The sequence below is a fragment of the Baekduia alba genome, from assembly GCF_028416635.1.
Taxonomy (GTDB): Bacteria; Actinomycetota; Thermoleophilia; order Solirubrobacterales; family Solirubrobacteraceae; genus Baekduia; species Baekduia alba.
Genome location: NZ_CP114013.1, coordinates 3,435,801 through 3,450,083, shown reverse-complemented (window position 1 = coordinate 3,450,083; position 14,283 = coordinate 3,435,801). Strand labels below are relative to the sequence as shown.

The following is a 14,283-nucleotide window of genomic DNA, read 5'->3' as shown; positions in this document are numbered from 1 at the left end:
GCGCCTGGCGTCAGCGTTCAATGGGAACGTCTGTTCCCCTGGCTACACTCGTTCGACAGTGCCGCCGAAGAACGCAATCGTCGTCTCCGGTGCCCGCGAGCACAACCTCAAGGGCATCGATGTCACCCTGCCGCGCGACTCGCTGACCGTCATCACCGGCCTGTCGGGATCGGGCAAGTCCTCGCTCGCCTTCGACACCATCTACGCCGAGGGGCAGCGCCGCTACGTCGAGTCGCTCTCGGCCTACGCGCGCCAGTTCCTGGGGCAGATGGACAAGCCCGACGTGGACTCGATCGAGGGTCTGTCGCCGGCGATCTCGATCGACCAGAAGACGACGTCGCGCAACCCGCGGTCGACGGTCGGCACCGTCACCGAGATCTACGACTACCTGCGCCTGCTGTGGTCGCGCATCGGCCACCCGCACTGCCACATCTGCGGCAAGCCGGTGCAGGGGCAGTCGGCCGAGCAGATCATCGACCAGGTGCTCGAGCTGCCGGAGGGCGAGCGGTTCATGGTGCTCGCGCCGGTCGTGCGCGGGCGCAAGGGCGAGTACGGCAAGGCCTTGAAGAACCTGCTGGCCGAGGGCTTCCAGCGCGCGAAGGTCGACGGCGAGCTGCGGTCGTTGGACGAGGAGATCGTCCTGGACAAGAAGTTCAAGCACGACATCTCGGTCGTGGTCGACCGACTGGTGATGCGCGACGGCGTGCGCAAGCGGCTGGCGGACTCGATCGAGACCGCGGTCGCGCTCGCCGACGGGATGATCGAGATCGAGACGGTCCCGCGCGCGGATGGGGATCCCAACCAAGCCACGGTCACGCTGTACTCCGAGAAGTTCGCGTGCCCGGACCACGGCCCGGTGATCCCGGAGCTCGAGCCGCGCATCTTCTCCTTCAACTCGCCGCACGGCGCGTGCGAGCGGTGCACCGGCCTGGGCTCCCAGATGGAGATCGACCCGATGATGGTCGTGCCGGACCCGTCGCTGTCGCTGGGGGAGGGCGCGATCGCCCCGTGGGCGAACTCGGCCTCCAACTACTACGAGCAGATCACCGAGGCGATCGCCGACAAGTACGGCGTCGACATGGAGAAGCCGTGGGGCCAGCTCTCGGCCAAGCACCAGGATCTCTTCCTGCACGGCACCAACGGCGATCGCGTCGAGGTGTCCTACCGGAACCGCTACGGCCGCCGCCGGGCGTACTCGACGCGCTTCGAGGGCATCATCTCGAACCTGGAGCGCCGCTATCGGGAGACGGACTCCGAGGGCGTGCGCGAGAAGATCGAGGAGTACATGTCGCTCGTGCCGTGCCCGGTGTGCAAGGGCGCGCGCCTGCGGCCGGAGTCGCGGGCCGTGCTCGTCGGCGGGATCCCGATCCACGAGTTCTGCGGTTACTCGGTCCGGCGCGCGCTGGTGTGGCTGGACGAGGTCGAGCTGTCGGAGACCGAGCGCCACATCGCGCGGCTGATCTTCCGCGAGATCCAGGAGCGCCTGCAGTTCCTGGAGAACGTCGGGATCGGCTACCTGTCGATGGAGCGCGCGGCGGCGACGCTGTCGGGCGGCGAGGCGCAGCGGATCCGGCTGGCGACGCAGATCGGCTCGGCGCTGGTCGGCGTGTTGTACGTGTTGGACGAGCCGTCGATCGGCCTGCACCAGCGCGACAACACCAAGTTGATCGGGACGCTGGAGCGCCTGCGCGACCTGGGCAACACGGTGCTGGTCGTCGAGCACGACGAGCAGACGATGCACGCCGCCGACCACCTGATCGACATCGGTCCGGGCGCGGGCGAGCACGGCGGCAAGGTCGTCGCGCAGGGCACGGCCAAGCAGGTCATGCGGGTCAAGTCGTCGTTGACGGGCCAGTTCCTGTCGGGGACGCGGACGATCGAGGTGCCGGCGACGCGGCGCAAGCCGAGCGGGCACATCGAGATCCGGGGCGCGTCGCAGCACAACCTCAAGAAGGTCGACGTCCGCGTGCCGCTGGGCGTGATGACGTGCGTGACCGGCGTCTCGGGGTCAGGCAAGTCGACGCTCGTCAACGAGGTGCTGTTCAAGGCGGTCGCCAACAAGCTGCACCGCGCGCGGCAGCGGCCGGGCGCGCACACCGCGGTCCTGGGGCTGGACGCGGTCGACAAGATCATCCAGATCGACCAGTCGCCGATCGGGCGCACGCCGCGGTCGAACCCGGCGACCTACACCGGCCTGTTCGACGTCATCCGCGACCTGTTCTCCAAGACGCCGGAGGCCAAGACGCGCGGCTACAAGGCCGGGCGGTTCTCGTTCAACGTCAAGGGCGGGCGCTGCGAGGTCTGCCGCGGCGACGGCCAGATCAAGATCGAGATGCACTTCCTGCCGGACGTCTACGTGCCATGCGAGCAGTGCCACGGCAAGCGCTACAACCGCGAGACGCTCGAGGTGCGCTTCAAGGGCAAGACGATCGCGGACGTGCTCGACATGCCGGTCAGCGAGGCCGTGGAGTTCTTCCAGCACATCCCGAAGATCCACCGGCGGCTCGAGACGCTGCGCGACGTCGGGCTCGGCTACATCCGGCTCGGCCAGCCGGCGACGACGCTGTCGGGCGGCGAGGCCCAGCGCGTCAAGCTCGCGACGGAGCTGTCGAAGATCGCGACCGGTCGCACGTTGTACATCTTGGACGAGCCGACCACCGGCCTGCACTTCGCCGACGTCCAGCGGTTGCTGGAAGTCCTGCAGCGCCTGGTGGACGCCGGCAACTCGATCGTCGTCATCGAGCACAACCTCGATGTCATCAAGACCGCCGACCAGCTCATCGACATGGGCCCGGAGGGCGGCGAAGAAGGCGGCATCGTGGTCGCGACCGGAACCCCGGAGGAGGTCGCCGGCACCCCTGGCTCCCACACCGGCGCGTTCCTCGCGGACCTCGTGAGCCCGAAGGCGTCCAAGCCGCCGGCGGCGGCGCGGAAGGCCAGGGCGCCGCGGGCGAAGAAGGTCCCGGCGGCGGCCTAGCTCCGCCGCGGCGACGAGGGCGGCCGAGTCGGCCTAGTCGCCCGAGTCGTACTTGAACGAGATGCCGAGGCGGACGCGGAAGTTCACGACGCCGCCGTCCTCGATCGTGAGGTCCTGGCGGACGACCTCGGCGACGCGGAGATCGCGGACGGTCTTGCCCGCGGTCGCGACCGCCGCCCGGGCGGCGGCCTCCCAGGACTCGTCGCTGACGCCGATGACCTCGGTAACGCGATACACGCTTTCAGCCATGACGGCCTCCAGTTCGTGGGACAATCGTCCCGTCCTACCCGAAGTCCTGGCCGAGGTGCAGAATCTTTGCCGCGCCGGCGCGATGAGGGAGGATGGATCTCCCGAGCTCGACGTCCGCGTCGGGCCACCCATCAGGAGGCGCGCATGACGTCGAAGGCCGATTTCACCGAGGAGGACTGGACGCGGCTCAAGCGGGCGCCGTTCGTGGCAGGCATGGCGATCTCGCTGGCCGATCCGGGTGGCCCGATCGAGGCCGTCAAGGAGACCGCGGCGACGCTCAAGACCGTGCTCGGCGGCGCGGCGGGCGGCGAGCACGGCGAGCTGGTGACCGCGATCGCCAGCGAGGTCGAGGCGGACGCGCGGGCGCACAAGAGCCCGCTGTCGGGGTTCAAGCCGAGCAAGGGCGCGACGGCCGGGGTGGAGATCCTCGACGAGCTCGGCGCGGTCAACCGGCTGCTCACCGAGAAGGCATCGGCCGAGGACGCCACGGCGGTGCGTCAATGGCTGCTGGCCGCCGCGACCGCGGCCGCCAACGCCGCCAAGGAGGGCGGGTTCATGGGGTTCCACGCCGAGCGCGTCAGCGCGGGCGAGCAGGGGATGCTCGAGCGCCTCGGCGAGGTCCTCGCCGAGCCGGCGGCCTGACCCGGCCGGGAGCGGTCGCCGGGCCGCGCGATGAGCTCGGCGGCTTCCCACGGTCTCAGGAGAGAGGCAGACGACGAAGGGAGACGCCGTGTCCGCAACCGTGCTGTACATGTCCATGTCGCTCGACGGCTTCATCGCCGGACCCAACGAGGGGCCGGGCAACGGGTTGGGCGACGGCGGGGACCGCCTGCACGAGTGGGCCTTGACGGAGGCCGGCGGCGGCGGCAGGACGCTCGTGGACGGCCGGGCCGGCGTCAACGGCCAGGTGGTCGCCGAGTTCCTGGCGACCGGCGCGGTCGTCGCCGGCCGCGGGACCTTCGAGCCGGCCGGCGGCTGGGCCGGCGACCACCACGACGGCGTGCCGATCTTCATCCTGAGCCGCCGTCAGCCGGGCAGCGAGGTGGGGCAGTGGCCGCTGGTCACCTACGTGGACGACGTCGGCATGGCGATGGCGGAGGCCAAGCGAGCGGCCGGCGACAAGGACGTGCTGGTCCATGGCGCCGGAACCGCGCAGCTCGCGCTCGCGGCCGGCGTGCTCGACGAGCTCGAGATCCATCTCGTCCCCGTGCTGCTCGGCCAGGGGCGCCGGCTGTTCGACCACCTCGACTCCGAGCACATCGAGCTGGAGCGCACCCGGACCCGCGAAGGCGAGGCCGGTGTGATCCACATGCACTACCGCGTCGTGCGCTGAACGCGGCGGTCAGTGGGCGGCGCGCAGTGGACGGCGCCCGCTGCGCGGCGCTCACCGCGCGGCGCTCGCGCGACGCTCGGGTAGGGTTGCGCGATGGGCCAGACCAACCTCGTGACCTCCCTGGCGATCGCGCGTCTGGCGGTGGGCGGCTCCGCGTTCGCGACGCCGCGCCAGGCCGGTCGCGCCTTCGGGCTCGACGCCGACGGCAACCCGCAGGCGCCGTACCTCGCCCGCCTGTTCGGCGCCCGTGACGCCGCCCTGGGCGTCGGGCTCTTGACGAGCAGCGGCGACGCGCAGCGCCAGTGGCTGATGATCGGCGCCGGCTGCGATGCCGCCGATGCGCTGGCCGCCGTCGCCGGAGGGCGCGCGGGGTACCTGCCGAAGGCGAGCGCGACGCTCCTGACGGCCGTGGCGCTCAGCGCCGTCGCGTGGGCCGCCCTGGCGTTGCGCGACGCCGGCTGAGGCGCGCGTCGCCAGCGTGGCGGCGATGCGGTCGCCCGTTGCCGAGTTGACCTGAGCGCGATGTCACGGAGGATCTGAGCCATGGAGGACGAGCAGCCCCACGAGGGCCGGTGGCGGCACGCGGACCGCGAGCGCCTCGTGCGCACCCTGACGTTCTGGCTGCGCCCCGAGTTCCTGCTCCGCGTCGTCAGCCGGTTCCAGAAGGTGGCGGGCTTCGACCGCTCGATCGCCCTGGCCTCCGGCGCGCTGACGGCCATCATCCCGCTGACGATCGTGACGAGCGCCCTGTCGTCCGAGCTCGGCGGCAAGGGCACCGCGGACCGCATCGTCGCGCGCTACGACCTGACGGGCGGCGGCGCCGAGGCGGTCAGAGACGTCTTCTCGCCGCCCACCGGCGCGACCACGAGCCTGGGCATCACCGGGTTCCTCTTCCTCATGGTCGCGGTCCTGAGCTTCTCCCGTGCGGTGCAACGGCTGTTCGAGCAGACCTGGGAGCTCGACGCGCTGAGCGTGCGCAACACCTTCAACGGGCTGCTCTGGATCGCCGGGCTCGTGGTGTACCTGGCCCTCGGCGGCCTCCTCCAGGGCGTGCTCGGCCACAGCCGGCTCGAGATCTCGGCCACGCTGCTGACCATGCCGCTGTCGGTCGGCTTCCTGATCTGGACCGGCTGGGTGCTCAGCGCCAAGCGGGTCGCGCGCCGCGCGCTGATCCCGTTCGGCGTGATCGGCGCGGCGCTGCTCGCGCTCTACTCGATCGGCGCGGCGGTGTACGTCCCGCACCTGTTCAGCACCTACGCCACCCGCTACGGCGTCATCGGGGCGGTGTTCGCGATGATCTCGGCGCTCTTCTGCGTCATGGTCATCGCCGTCGGCTCGGCGGCGGCCGGCCGCGAGGTACGCGACGAGCTCGACCGCATCGCCCGCGGCGAACGACCCGCCGAGGACGAGGTCCGGCGCCAGTGGCGGGAGATCACCACCCAGACGCGGTCTCGCTGGGACACGCTGCGCCTGCAGATCCGCGCGCGCCGGCGCAGACGCGACAAGGGCTGAGCGGCGGTCAGCGCTCGGCGCGCCGCGCAGGCCGACGATGCCGGTGCCGCCGACGCGGACCTCGGCGTCCTCGGGCACCAGGACGACGATGGCGGTGGCGTGGATGTCGTCTCGCCGTCGAGGAAGCGAGCCTCGCGCAGGTCGATCTCGCCGCTGGCGATCACCGCCACTACCCTTCGCGGTCGGCGTCGGAGGCGCGGACGACCGGCGAGGCTTGACGATGCTCGGTCCGCAAGGCGTCAGGCGAGTCCCCGCGGCAGAGCCTACGACAGGCCGCCCGGGCTGGTTGATCGCGTCCGTCGCAGCGGCTACAACAGGTCCTTGAGCGCCGCTCACCGTCCAGGACGGCTCACCTCCCGGCGCCGCGTGGCGGCGCTCGTGGCGGCGGCGCTCTGCGGCGGCCTGCTGACCGCCGCGCTGGTGACCGGCGGCGGTCCGGACTCCGGCGCCGACGCCGCCACCGACCGGCTGCCCGCCGGACAGCCGCTGACGGTGATCTGGGGCGGGGACGTGACGCTCGGCTCGTCCTACGGGATGCCGCCCGGCCACGCCGTGGGCATGTTCGCGGGCGTGGCCTCGACGATGCGCAAGGCCGACCTGACCGCCGTCAACCTGGAGGGGACGCTGGGCGCGGGCGGCACGACCAAGTGCCCGCATCCGTCGCCGATCTGCTTCGCCTTCCAGGCGCCGGCGGCCAACGCGGCCGCGTTGCGCGGCGCCGGGGTCGACGTCGTCAACCTGGCCAACAACCACGCCTGGGACTTCGGCGCCGTCGGCATGGGGCAGACCGTGACGGCGCTGCGGCGCGTCGACGTCGCGTTCACGGGGCGGCCGGGCGAGATCCGCACCCTCACCGTCGGCCGCAGCAGGGTCGCGTCGTTGGGGTTCTCGTCCTACCCGTGGACGGCGCCGATCCGCGACCTCGTCGCCGTGCGCCGCCTCGTCGCCCAGGCGGCCGCGCGGGCCAACGTCGTGATGGTGTTCCTGCACGGCGGCGCCGAGGGCGCCGGCCAGACCCGGGTGCCGTTCGGGGAGGAGCAGGCGTTCGGCGAGCAGCGCGGCGACCTGCGCGCCGTCGCGCACACCGCCGTCGACGCCGGCGCCGACCTCGTGCTCGGCTCCGGGCCGCACGTGCTGCGCGGCGTCGAGATCTACCGCAGGCGCACGATCGCCTACTCGCTGGGCAACCTGGCCGGCTACCGCAACTTCGCCAGGGGCGGGGCGCTGAGCCTCAGCGGGCTCCTGCGCGTGGACGTCGACGCTGACGGCGTGCTGACCGGCGGGCGGCTCGTGCCGCTCAAGCTCGTCGGTCCGGGCCTGCCGGTGATCGACGCCGGTCACGCCGCGGTCGGGCTGGTCGCGGGGGTGTCGCGCCTGGACTTCGGCTCGCGGGCGCTGCGGCTGTCGCCGTCGGGCCGGATCCTCGACGCGCCGGGCACGCCTCCGGCGCCGCCGTCCGAGACGGCGCCGTCGACGACCACGACGACCACGACGCCAACGACGACGACGCCAACGACGACGACCGTGCCGCAGACGACCACCGCGCCGCCGGGGTAGGCCGGCGTTAGGGTCGGCGGATGTCGTCTTCCCTCCCGCTGGCCGAGCGTCGCGAAGCCGTCGTGCGCGAGCACATGGAGTCCGAGAACCGCCACGAGTTCGACGTCACGCTCGGGACCTTCGGCCATCCGCGCTACGAGATCATCCCGACCGGCGACGTCTTCGACGGCCCGGACGAGGTGATGGCCTACTTCGACGAGACGCGCACCGCGTTCCCCGACCAGCGCAACACGCTGGTCGAGCTCTACCAGGCCGACGACGCGATCATCGTCGAGTTCGACCTGATGGGCACGCACCTCGGCGCGTTCCGCGGGCTGCCGGCCACCGGCCGCGCCTTCACCAACCGGACGCTGGCGATCTTCGCCTTCGCGCCGGGCACCGACCGCATCGTCTGCGAGCGCGTCTACTTCGACTCCGCGGCGATCCTGCGCCAGCTGGGGATCGCGCACGACCCGCTGACGCTGCGCGGCCGGATCGCGATCGTGCTCAACCACCCGGTGACGATCGGGCGTGCGTTCGGACGCAGGGTGCTCCGGCGGTGAGCGCGCAGCCCGAAGCCCGGCTGCTGTCGGTCAACGTCGGTCGCCCGCGTGAGGTGGAGTGGGAGGGCAAGACCGTGCGGACGGCGATCTGGAAGGCGCCGGTCGAGGGGCCGCGGACGGTCCGCCGCATCAACATCGACGGCGACGACCAGGCCGACCGCGTGGCGCACGGCGGCGAGCACCGCGCGGTGTTCGTCTACCAGATCGAGTCCTACAGGTACTGGGAGCGCGAGCTGGGGCGCGACGACTTCACCTACGGGCAGTTCGGCGAGAACTTCACCGTGGAGGGGCTCGCCGACGACGAGGTCTGCATCGGGGATCGCTACCGCATCGGCGGCGCGCTCTTCGAGGTCACCCAGCCGCGCGTCACGTGCTACCGCGTCGCGATCCGGCTGGACGTGGCCGACATGCCGTCGCTGCTCGTCGCCCATCACCGGCCCGGCTTCTACCTCCGGGTGCTCGAGGAGGGCGAGGTCGAGGCGGGCGACGCGGTCGTCAAGGTCGCCGACGGGCCCGAGCAGCTCACGGTCGCCGACGTCGACGGGCTGCTCTACCTGCCCAACCGGTCGCGCGCGCTGCTCGAGCGGGCCCTGCGGGTCCCGGCGCTCAGCGAGGGCTGGAAGGGCAGCTTCGGCCAGCTCCTGGCGGCCGCCGACGGCGCGGCCGCTCACGCTCCGGCCTGGAGCGGCTTCCGGCCGATGCGCGTGACGCGGGTCGACCGCGAGAGCGACGCCATCATGTCGTTCTTGCTGGTCCCGGCCGACGGCCCCGCGCCGCCCGGCGCCCAGGCGGGCCAGTACCTGACCGTGCGCGTGCGCCCGCGCCCGGACGCGCCCGCGCTGGTGCGCAGCTACTCGCTCTCCACGTTCGCCGACGAGGGCGGCCTGCGCATCAGCGTCAAGCGCGACGGCGTCGTCAGCCGCTTCCTGCACGAGCGCGTCGGGGTCGGCGCCGTGCTCGACGTCGCCGCGCCGCGCGGGTCGTTCGTGCTGCGCGCGGGGGCGGACCCGGTCGTCCTGATCAGCGCCGGCGTCGGCGCGACCCCGGTGCTGGCCATGCTGCACCAGCTCGTCCGCGAGCGCAGCCGCCGGGAGGTCTGGTGGATCCACGGCGCGCGCGACGCCCGCGCGCACGCCTTCGCGCGCGAGGCGCAGGCGCTGCTGGTGCAGCTGCCCGCGGCCCGGCACCTGATCGCCTACAGCCGACCGACCGACGCGGCGGGCGAAGGCAAGGACTATGACATCGCCGGACGGCTCGACCTCGCCGCGCTCGAGCGCGCGGGGGTCCCCAAGGAGGCCGACTACTACCTCTGCGGGCCGGACGGGTTCATGCACGCCCTGTCGGCCGCGCTCACGGCCCGCGGCGTGCTGCCCGACCGCGTCGCGACCGAGGCGTTCGGCAGCGTCCCGGTCATCCGGTCGGGCATCGTCGCCGGCGCGGCGCGGCCGCCGCATGCGCCCGCGGGTCCTCCGGGAGGCGGCCCGGCCGTCACGTTCGGCCGCAGCGGCCTGGCCGTCGCCTGGGACGACCGGTTCCCGAGCCTGCTCGACCTCGCCGAGGCGTGCGACGTCCCCGTCGGGTTCGGCTGCCGCACCGGCGTCTGCCACACCTGCGAGAGCGGCCTGGTGGCCGGCTCGGTCACCTACACGACCGCGCCGCTGGAGCAGCCGGAGGGCGACCGCGTCCTGGTCTGCTGCAGCCGCCCGGCCGAGGCCCTGGTCCTCGATCTCTGAGCGCGGCCGTCTGCCCGGTAGGCTCGTGGCATGGAGAAGACGGAGGCAGGAGATCTCGTCAAGGTCGCCACGGGGCGCCGGGAGACCGATGGCATCGTCTTCGACGTCCCCAGCGGCGCGAAGGCGATCGTCGCCGTGGTCGACCGCGACCGCGGGCCGGTGATGCGGACGGTCGAGTTGAAGGACTTGACCGAGCGCGAGGAGGCTGGCCCCGACGACACCGCGCTGCAGATGCTCATCCGCCGCACGCCCGGCGGCGTCCGCGGTGCCGCGCGCGCCGGCTCGGGACCCGGGCAAGCGCGGGCCGGGCACCGGCGCGCCGCGATGCACCGCACGACCGGCAAGTAGCGGCCGCGCGGCCCGCGGGCCGGATCGGCACGCGAGCTACCGTGGGCCCATGGCGATCCATCGCATCGGCCTCGTGCTCCATCCCGTGCGCGACACGTCCGCGCAGGTGGAGGCGATCCAGCGGTGGGCGGCGACGCACGACGGCGAGGTCGTGCTCAGCGAGGGCGACCGGGCGCGGGCGATCGACGGGGTCGCCGTCCTGGACGACGGCACGTTCACCACGACCGTCGACGGGCTGATCAGCCTCGGCGGCGACGGCACGATGCTCGGCGCGCTGCGCCGGGTCGCCGACGCGCCGGTGCCGGTGCTCGGGGTCAACATGGGGAACTTGGGGTTCCTGGCCGAGATCGGCCCGGACGAGCTGCCCCAGGCCCTCGACCGCCTCGTCGTCGACAACTTCACGATCGAGCCGCACAGCGGACTCGAGGTGCGCCTCGGCGGCGAGGAGGCGCCGACGATCGCGTTCAACGACGTGGCGATCTCGCGCGTGCCGGGCGCCGGGTCGGTGCAGGCGTCGATGGCCGTGGACGGCCGCCGCTACGGCTACTACCGCTGCGACGCGTTGATCGTCGCGACGCCGACCGGCTCGACGGCCTACAACTACGCGGCCGGCGGCCCGGTCGTCTCACCCGCGGCGCAGGGCATGCTCGTCACGCCGGCCTCGCCGATGTCGGGGATCAGCCGGCCGCTGATGCTCGGCCCCGGCGAGGCGCTGCGGGTCGAGCTGCTGGCCGCGGCCGGCCGGCCCGCGCTCGAGGTCGACGGCGACGTCCGCGGCCACCTCGCGCCGGGAGACGTGGTCGACGTCGTCTTCCGTCCGGACGCGGGGTTCGTGGTGCGCTTCGACGCCGCCGCCCACCAGCAGCGCCAACGGCTGAAGCTGAGCCTGCTCGACCTGCCGCTGCTGCCCGACGAGCTGCGTGAGCTGGGGGCGCCGACCACCGGTTAGGGTCCGGCGCATGCCGACCTACTCGCATCTGAACCTGCTTGAGATCGAGGACTCAATCGGCGATCGGGCGCCGGGGCTTCAGGGCCGGTTCGGCCGCAAGCACCTTGAATCGCGCGACCTCGGCGTGAGCCACTGGCGCTACGACCCCGGCTTCCGCTCGCCGTTCGCCCACCGCCACGAGGTGCAGGAAGAGGCCTACGTGGTGGTCGCCGGCAGCGGCCGGGTGCTGCTCGACGGCGAGGTGGTCGAGCTGAGGCTGTTCGATGTTGTACGGGTCGCTCCCGAGGTGCAGCGCGCGTTCGAGGCCGGGCCGGAGGGGATGGACCTCATCGCGGTCGGCGGGCCGAAGCCCGAGGGCGGCGACGGCCAGCCCGGCGACGTGAGCTGGCCCGACGAGGCATGAGCGCGCACGACCGCGCTTGACGGCCCGCGCATCGGTGCTATGGTTAACCAGGTGGTAAACGATCCGTTCAGGGCGCTGTCGCACCCCATCCGCCGTGGCATCGTCGAGCGTCTCGCCGCTGGTCCGGCGACGGTCGGCGAGGCCACCAGCGGCTTCGGGGTGTCGAAGCCCGCGATCTCCAAGCACCTGAAGGTGCTGGAGGAGACCGGCGTGGTCACGCGCGTGGTGGAGGGCCGGACGCACCGGCTCTCGCTCGAGCCCGACGTGCTCAGCGTGGCCGCCGACTGGATGGATCGACAGCGCGCCATCTGGGAGCGCATGTTCGATGTCGTCGACGATTTCCTCAAGGAGGACAACCAGTGAACACCCCACCGACCGTGTCGCCGCAGGAATGGGAGGCCGCGCGCGCCGAGCTGCTGGTCAAGGAGAAGGAGCTGACGCGCGCCCGCGACGCGCTGGCCGCCGAGCGCCGCCGGATGCCGCGCATGGCCGTGGGCAAGGACTACGCCTTCGACGGCCCCAACGGCCCGGCGAGCCTCCTGGACCTGTTCGAGGGCCGGCGGCAGCTGGTCATCTACCGCTTCTTCTTCGAGCCCGGCGTCGCCGGCTGGCCCGAGAGCGGCTGCCGCGGCTGCTCGTTCATGGCCGACCAGGTCGCGGACCTCGCCCACCTCAACTCCCGCGACACCACGTTCGCGTACGTCTCGCGCGCCCCGCAGGCCGACATCGAGCGCTGGAAGGCGCGGATGGGCTGGAACATCCCGTGGTACACGATCACCGACGACTTCGACGCCGACTTCGGCGTGGACGAGTGGCACGGCACCAACGCGTTCTTCCGCGAGGACGACGCGATCTTCCGCACGTACTTCATCAACAGCCGCGGCGACGAGGCGCTGGGCAGCGCCTGGAGCTACCTCGACATGACCGCGCTCGGCCGCCAGGAGCAGTGGGAGGACTCGCCCGAGGGCTACCCGCAGACGCCGCCCTACGGATGGTGGAACCTCCACGACGAGTACGACGACGCGACGGTCTTCGAGGCCGCCCTCTCGGACGCCGCGGCCTCGCAGCGCGGCTCCCGGTCGCGCGCATGATCGCGCACGTGGGAGGGGTGCCGGTGGAGGAGATGGTGCCGGCGCTGGCCGGCATGGGCACGAGCCTGCTGGTCGCGCGCGGCTGGGTGTCGCTGCGCCTGCGCCGCCGCCGGGGGACCGAGAAGTGATCGCGGCCGACAACGTCCTGCACATCGAGCGCACCTACGCGGCGCCTGCCGAGAAGGTCTTCGACGCCTGGACCAGCGAGGAGGTGCTCCGGCGCTGGTGGCAGACCGAGCGCGGCTACGAGACCTCGGAGGCCGCGGTCGACCTGCGTGTCGGCGGCGACGTCCGCGTGGTCATGCGCGACCCCGAGAAGGACGAGGAGTACGGCGGGGGCGGCAAGTACACCGAGATCGAACGGCCCAACCGCCTCGCGTTCACCTGGATCTGGGACGGCGACACGCGGCGGACGCTGATCGAGATCGACTTCGCGGAGACCGACGGCGTCACGACCGTCAGCTTCACCCACAGCGGCCTGTGGGACGAGGCGGCCGTACGCGACCACGAGGGCGGCTGGACCAAGATGTTCGTCAACCTCGCGCGCGAGCTGGAGGCGTAGCCGAGCGCGGCGCGCCTAGGGCCGCTCGCGCACCACGTCGCGGGCGGCCTTGTCGTCGCGCAGCCCCAGGAACTTCGGGTGGCGCAGCCGGCCCGCGGAGGTCCACTCGCTGAAGCCGAGCTGCGCGACGACCACCGGCCGGACCCACGTCGCGGTGCGCTCCCGGATCGCGGACGCGTCGGCGAATGGGGGCGCGTCGGTGCGCAGCCCGCGCAGGCGTGCGCCGAGCGCGGCGAGCGTCGCGTCGTCGAAGCCGGTGCCGACCTTGCCCGCGTAGCGCAGCGCGCCGTCGCCATCGTAGTACCCCAACAACAGCGCGCCGAAGTCCGTCCGCGAGCCCTTCGGCGCGGTGTAGCCGCCGACGACCAGCTCCTGGCCCTGCTCGCACTTGAGCTTGAGCCAGTCCTTGGATCTCTTGTTGGTGTACCGGCTGTCGGCCCGCTTGGCGACCAGCCCCTCCCAGCCCTTGCGGCAGGCTTCCTCGAAGTACCGCTCGCCGTCGCGGTTGCGGTGCGTCGAGAAGCGCAGGGCCTTGTCGTCGAACGTCAGCGCGTCGCGCAGCAGCCGCTTGCGCGTGCGCAGCGGGAGGTCGCGCACGTCCTGGCCGTCGAGCCAGACCACGTCGAAGATGTAGTAGAAGACCGGCACGGGCGCCTGGCCGCGCCGGGCCAGCCGCGCGAAGCTCGTCTGAGCGCCGTCGAACGCGACGACCTCGCCGTCGACCGCGAACCGCCGCTGCGGCTGGCCTTCCAGGGCCGTCGCGATCTCCGGGTAGCGCCCGTTCAGCGACAGGTCGTTGCGCGACAGCAGCCGCGCGGCGCCGCCGTCGCGCACCGCCACGCAGCGAACGCCGTCGAGCTTGCGCTCGAAGATCCAGTTGTCGTCGTTGAACCGCGCGTCGGTCAGGACGGCCTTCATCGTGTCGGCGTGCGCCGGTGCCGGCGCGGCGCGCAGGAGCGCGCGCTCCTCGTCGGCGAGGGACGCGAAGGGCGAGGCGGGGGCCGCGGTCATCCGGACCGCATCGTAC

General features: G+C 72.5%; 17 protein-coding genes. 15 read left to right on the top strand and 2 right to left on the bottom strand.

The window, feature by feature from the left end; translation table 11 throughout:
- The first annotated feature begins 58 nt into the window (after window positions 1-58).
- Window positions 59-2,977 carry an excinuclease ABC subunit UvrA gene (uvrA, locus tag DSM104299_RS17445; protein ID WP_272472918.1) on the top strand — a complete coding sequence of 973 codons (2,919 nt, stop codon included), beginning with the start codon at window positions 59-61 and terminating at the stop codon, window positions 2,975-2,977.
- Window positions 2,978-3,010: 33 nt separating this feature from the next.
- Here the strand turns inward: uvrA and DSM104299_RS17440 are convergent, their stop codons facing one another.
- Complete coding sequence (locus DSM104299_RS17440) at window positions 3,011-3,214, bottom strand: dodecin family protein (RefSeq protein WP_272472917.1); 204 nt, start codon at window positions 3,212-3,214, stop codon at window positions 3,011-3,013.
- Window positions 3,215-3,370: 156 nt separating this feature from the next.
- Between DSM104299_RS17440 and DSM104299_RS17435 the strand changes: the two genes are divergently transcribed.
- From DSM104299_RS17435 to DSM104299_RS17370, 14 genes are all read left to right on the top strand, one after another.
- Complete coding sequence (locus tag DSM104299_RS17435) at window positions 3,371-3,868, top strand: hypothetical protein (protein WP_272472916.1); 498 nt, start codon at window positions 3,371-3,373, stop codon at window positions 3,866-3,868.
- Between the two features lie 88 nt (window positions 3,869-3,956).
- The gene (locus tag DSM104299_RS17430) at window positions 3,957-4,559 is read left to right on the top strand and encodes a dihydrofolate reductase family protein (RefSeq protein ID WP_272472915.1); all 603 of its coding nucleotides are present in this window, start codon (window positions 3,957-3,959) and stop codon (window positions 4,557-4,559) included.
- A gap of 93 nt (window positions 4,560-4,652) precedes the next feature.
- Window positions 4,653-5,021, top strand: coding sequence for a DUF4267 domain-containing protein (locus DSM104299_RS17425; RefSeq protein ID WP_272472914.1), 369 nt, complete (start codon window positions 4,653-4,655; stop codon window positions 5,019-5,021).
- Between the two features lie 81 nt (window positions 5,022-5,102).
- Entirely contained in the window at window positions 5,103-6,071 is a 969-nt protein-coding gene (locus DSM104299_RS17420) for a YhjD/YihY/BrkB family envelope integrity protein (RefSeq protein ID WP_272472913.1), read from the top strand.
- A gap of 321 nt (window positions 6,072-6,392) precedes the next feature.
- A complete protein-coding gene (locus DSM104299_RS17415; protein ID WP_272472912.1) occupies window positions 6,393-7,628 on the top strand; it encodes a CapA family protein in 1,236 nt (411 codons plus the stop codon).
- Between the two features lie 20 nt (window positions 7,629-7,648).
- Entirely contained in the window at window positions 7,649-8,170 is a 522-nt protein-coding gene (locus DSM104299_RS17410; RefSeq protein WP_272472911.1) for an ester cyclase, read from the top strand.
- Window positions 8,167-9,903 carry an MOSC and FAD-binding oxidoreductase domain-containing protein gene (locus DSM104299_RS17405; protein ID WP_272472910.1) on the top strand — a complete coding sequence of 579 codons (1,737 nt, stop codon included), beginning with the start codon at window positions 8,167-8,169 and terminating at the stop codon, window positions 9,901-9,903. Before DSM104299_RS17410 ends, DSM104299_RS17405 begins: the two co-directional genes overlap by 4 nt.
- Before the next feature lie 30 nt (window positions 9,904-9,933).
- The gene (locus DSM104299_RS17400; RefSeq protein WP_272472909.1) at window positions 9,934-10,251 is read left to right on the top strand and encodes a hypothetical protein; all 318 of its coding nucleotides are present in this window, start codon (window positions 9,934-9,936) and stop codon (window positions 10,249-10,251) included.
- Window positions 10,252-10,300: 49 nt separating this feature from the next.
- The gene (locus DSM104299_RS17395) at window positions 10,301-11,200 is read left to right on the top strand and encodes an NAD(+)/NADH kinase (RefSeq protein ID WP_272472908.1); all 900 of its coding nucleotides are present in this window, start codon (window positions 10,301-10,303) and stop codon (window positions 11,198-11,200) included.
- Window positions 11,201-11,210: 10 nt separating this feature from the next.
- Window positions 11,211-11,603: a cupin domain-containing protein gene (locus tag DSM104299_RS17390; protein WP_272472907.1), complete on the top strand. Its 393-nt coding sequence runs from the start codon at window positions 11,211-11,213 to the stop codon at window positions 11,601-11,603.
- Window positions 11,604-11,642: 39 nt separating this feature from the next.
- Window positions 11,643-11,966 carry an ArsR/SmtB family transcription factor gene (locus DSM104299_RS17385; protein ID WP_272472906.1) on the top strand — a complete coding sequence of 108 codons (324 nt, stop codon included), beginning with the start codon at window positions 11,643-11,645 and terminating at the stop codon, window positions 11,964-11,966.
- The gene (locus tag DSM104299_RS17380) at window positions 11,963-12,694 is read left to right on the top strand and encodes a DUF899 domain-containing protein (RefSeq protein WP_272472905.1); all 732 of its coding nucleotides are present in this window, start codon (window positions 11,963-11,965) and stop codon (window positions 12,692-12,694) included. The genes DSM104299_RS17385 and DSM104299_RS17380 overlap by 4 nt, the downstream gene beginning before the upstream one ends.
- Window positions 12,691-12,822 carry a hypothetical protein gene (locus DSM104299_RS17375; protein ID WP_272472904.1) on the top strand — a complete coding sequence of 44 codons (132 nt, stop codon included), beginning with the start codon at window positions 12,691-12,693 and terminating at the stop codon, window positions 12,820-12,822. The genes DSM104299_RS17380 and DSM104299_RS17375 overlap by 4 nt, the downstream gene beginning before the upstream one ends.
- Window positions 12,819-13,256 (top strand): SRPBCC family protein, encoded by a 438-nt coding sequence (locus DSM104299_RS17370; protein ID WP_272472903.1) that lies wholly within the window; start codon window positions 12,819-12,821, stop codon window positions 13,254-13,256. Before DSM104299_RS17375 ends, DSM104299_RS17370 begins: the two co-directional genes overlap by 4 nt.
- 15 nt (window positions 13,257-13,271) lie before the next feature.
- Here DSM104299_RS17370 and ligD read toward each other — a convergent pair whose 3' ends face one another.
- On the bottom strand, window positions 13,272-14,267 hold the full coding sequence (gene ligD, locus DSM104299_RS17365; RefSeq protein WP_272472902.1) for a non-homologous end-joining DNA ligase: 996 nt from the start codon (window positions 14,265-14,267) through the stop codon (window positions 13,272-13,274).
- Window positions 14,268-14,283 lie beyond the last annotated feature (16 nt).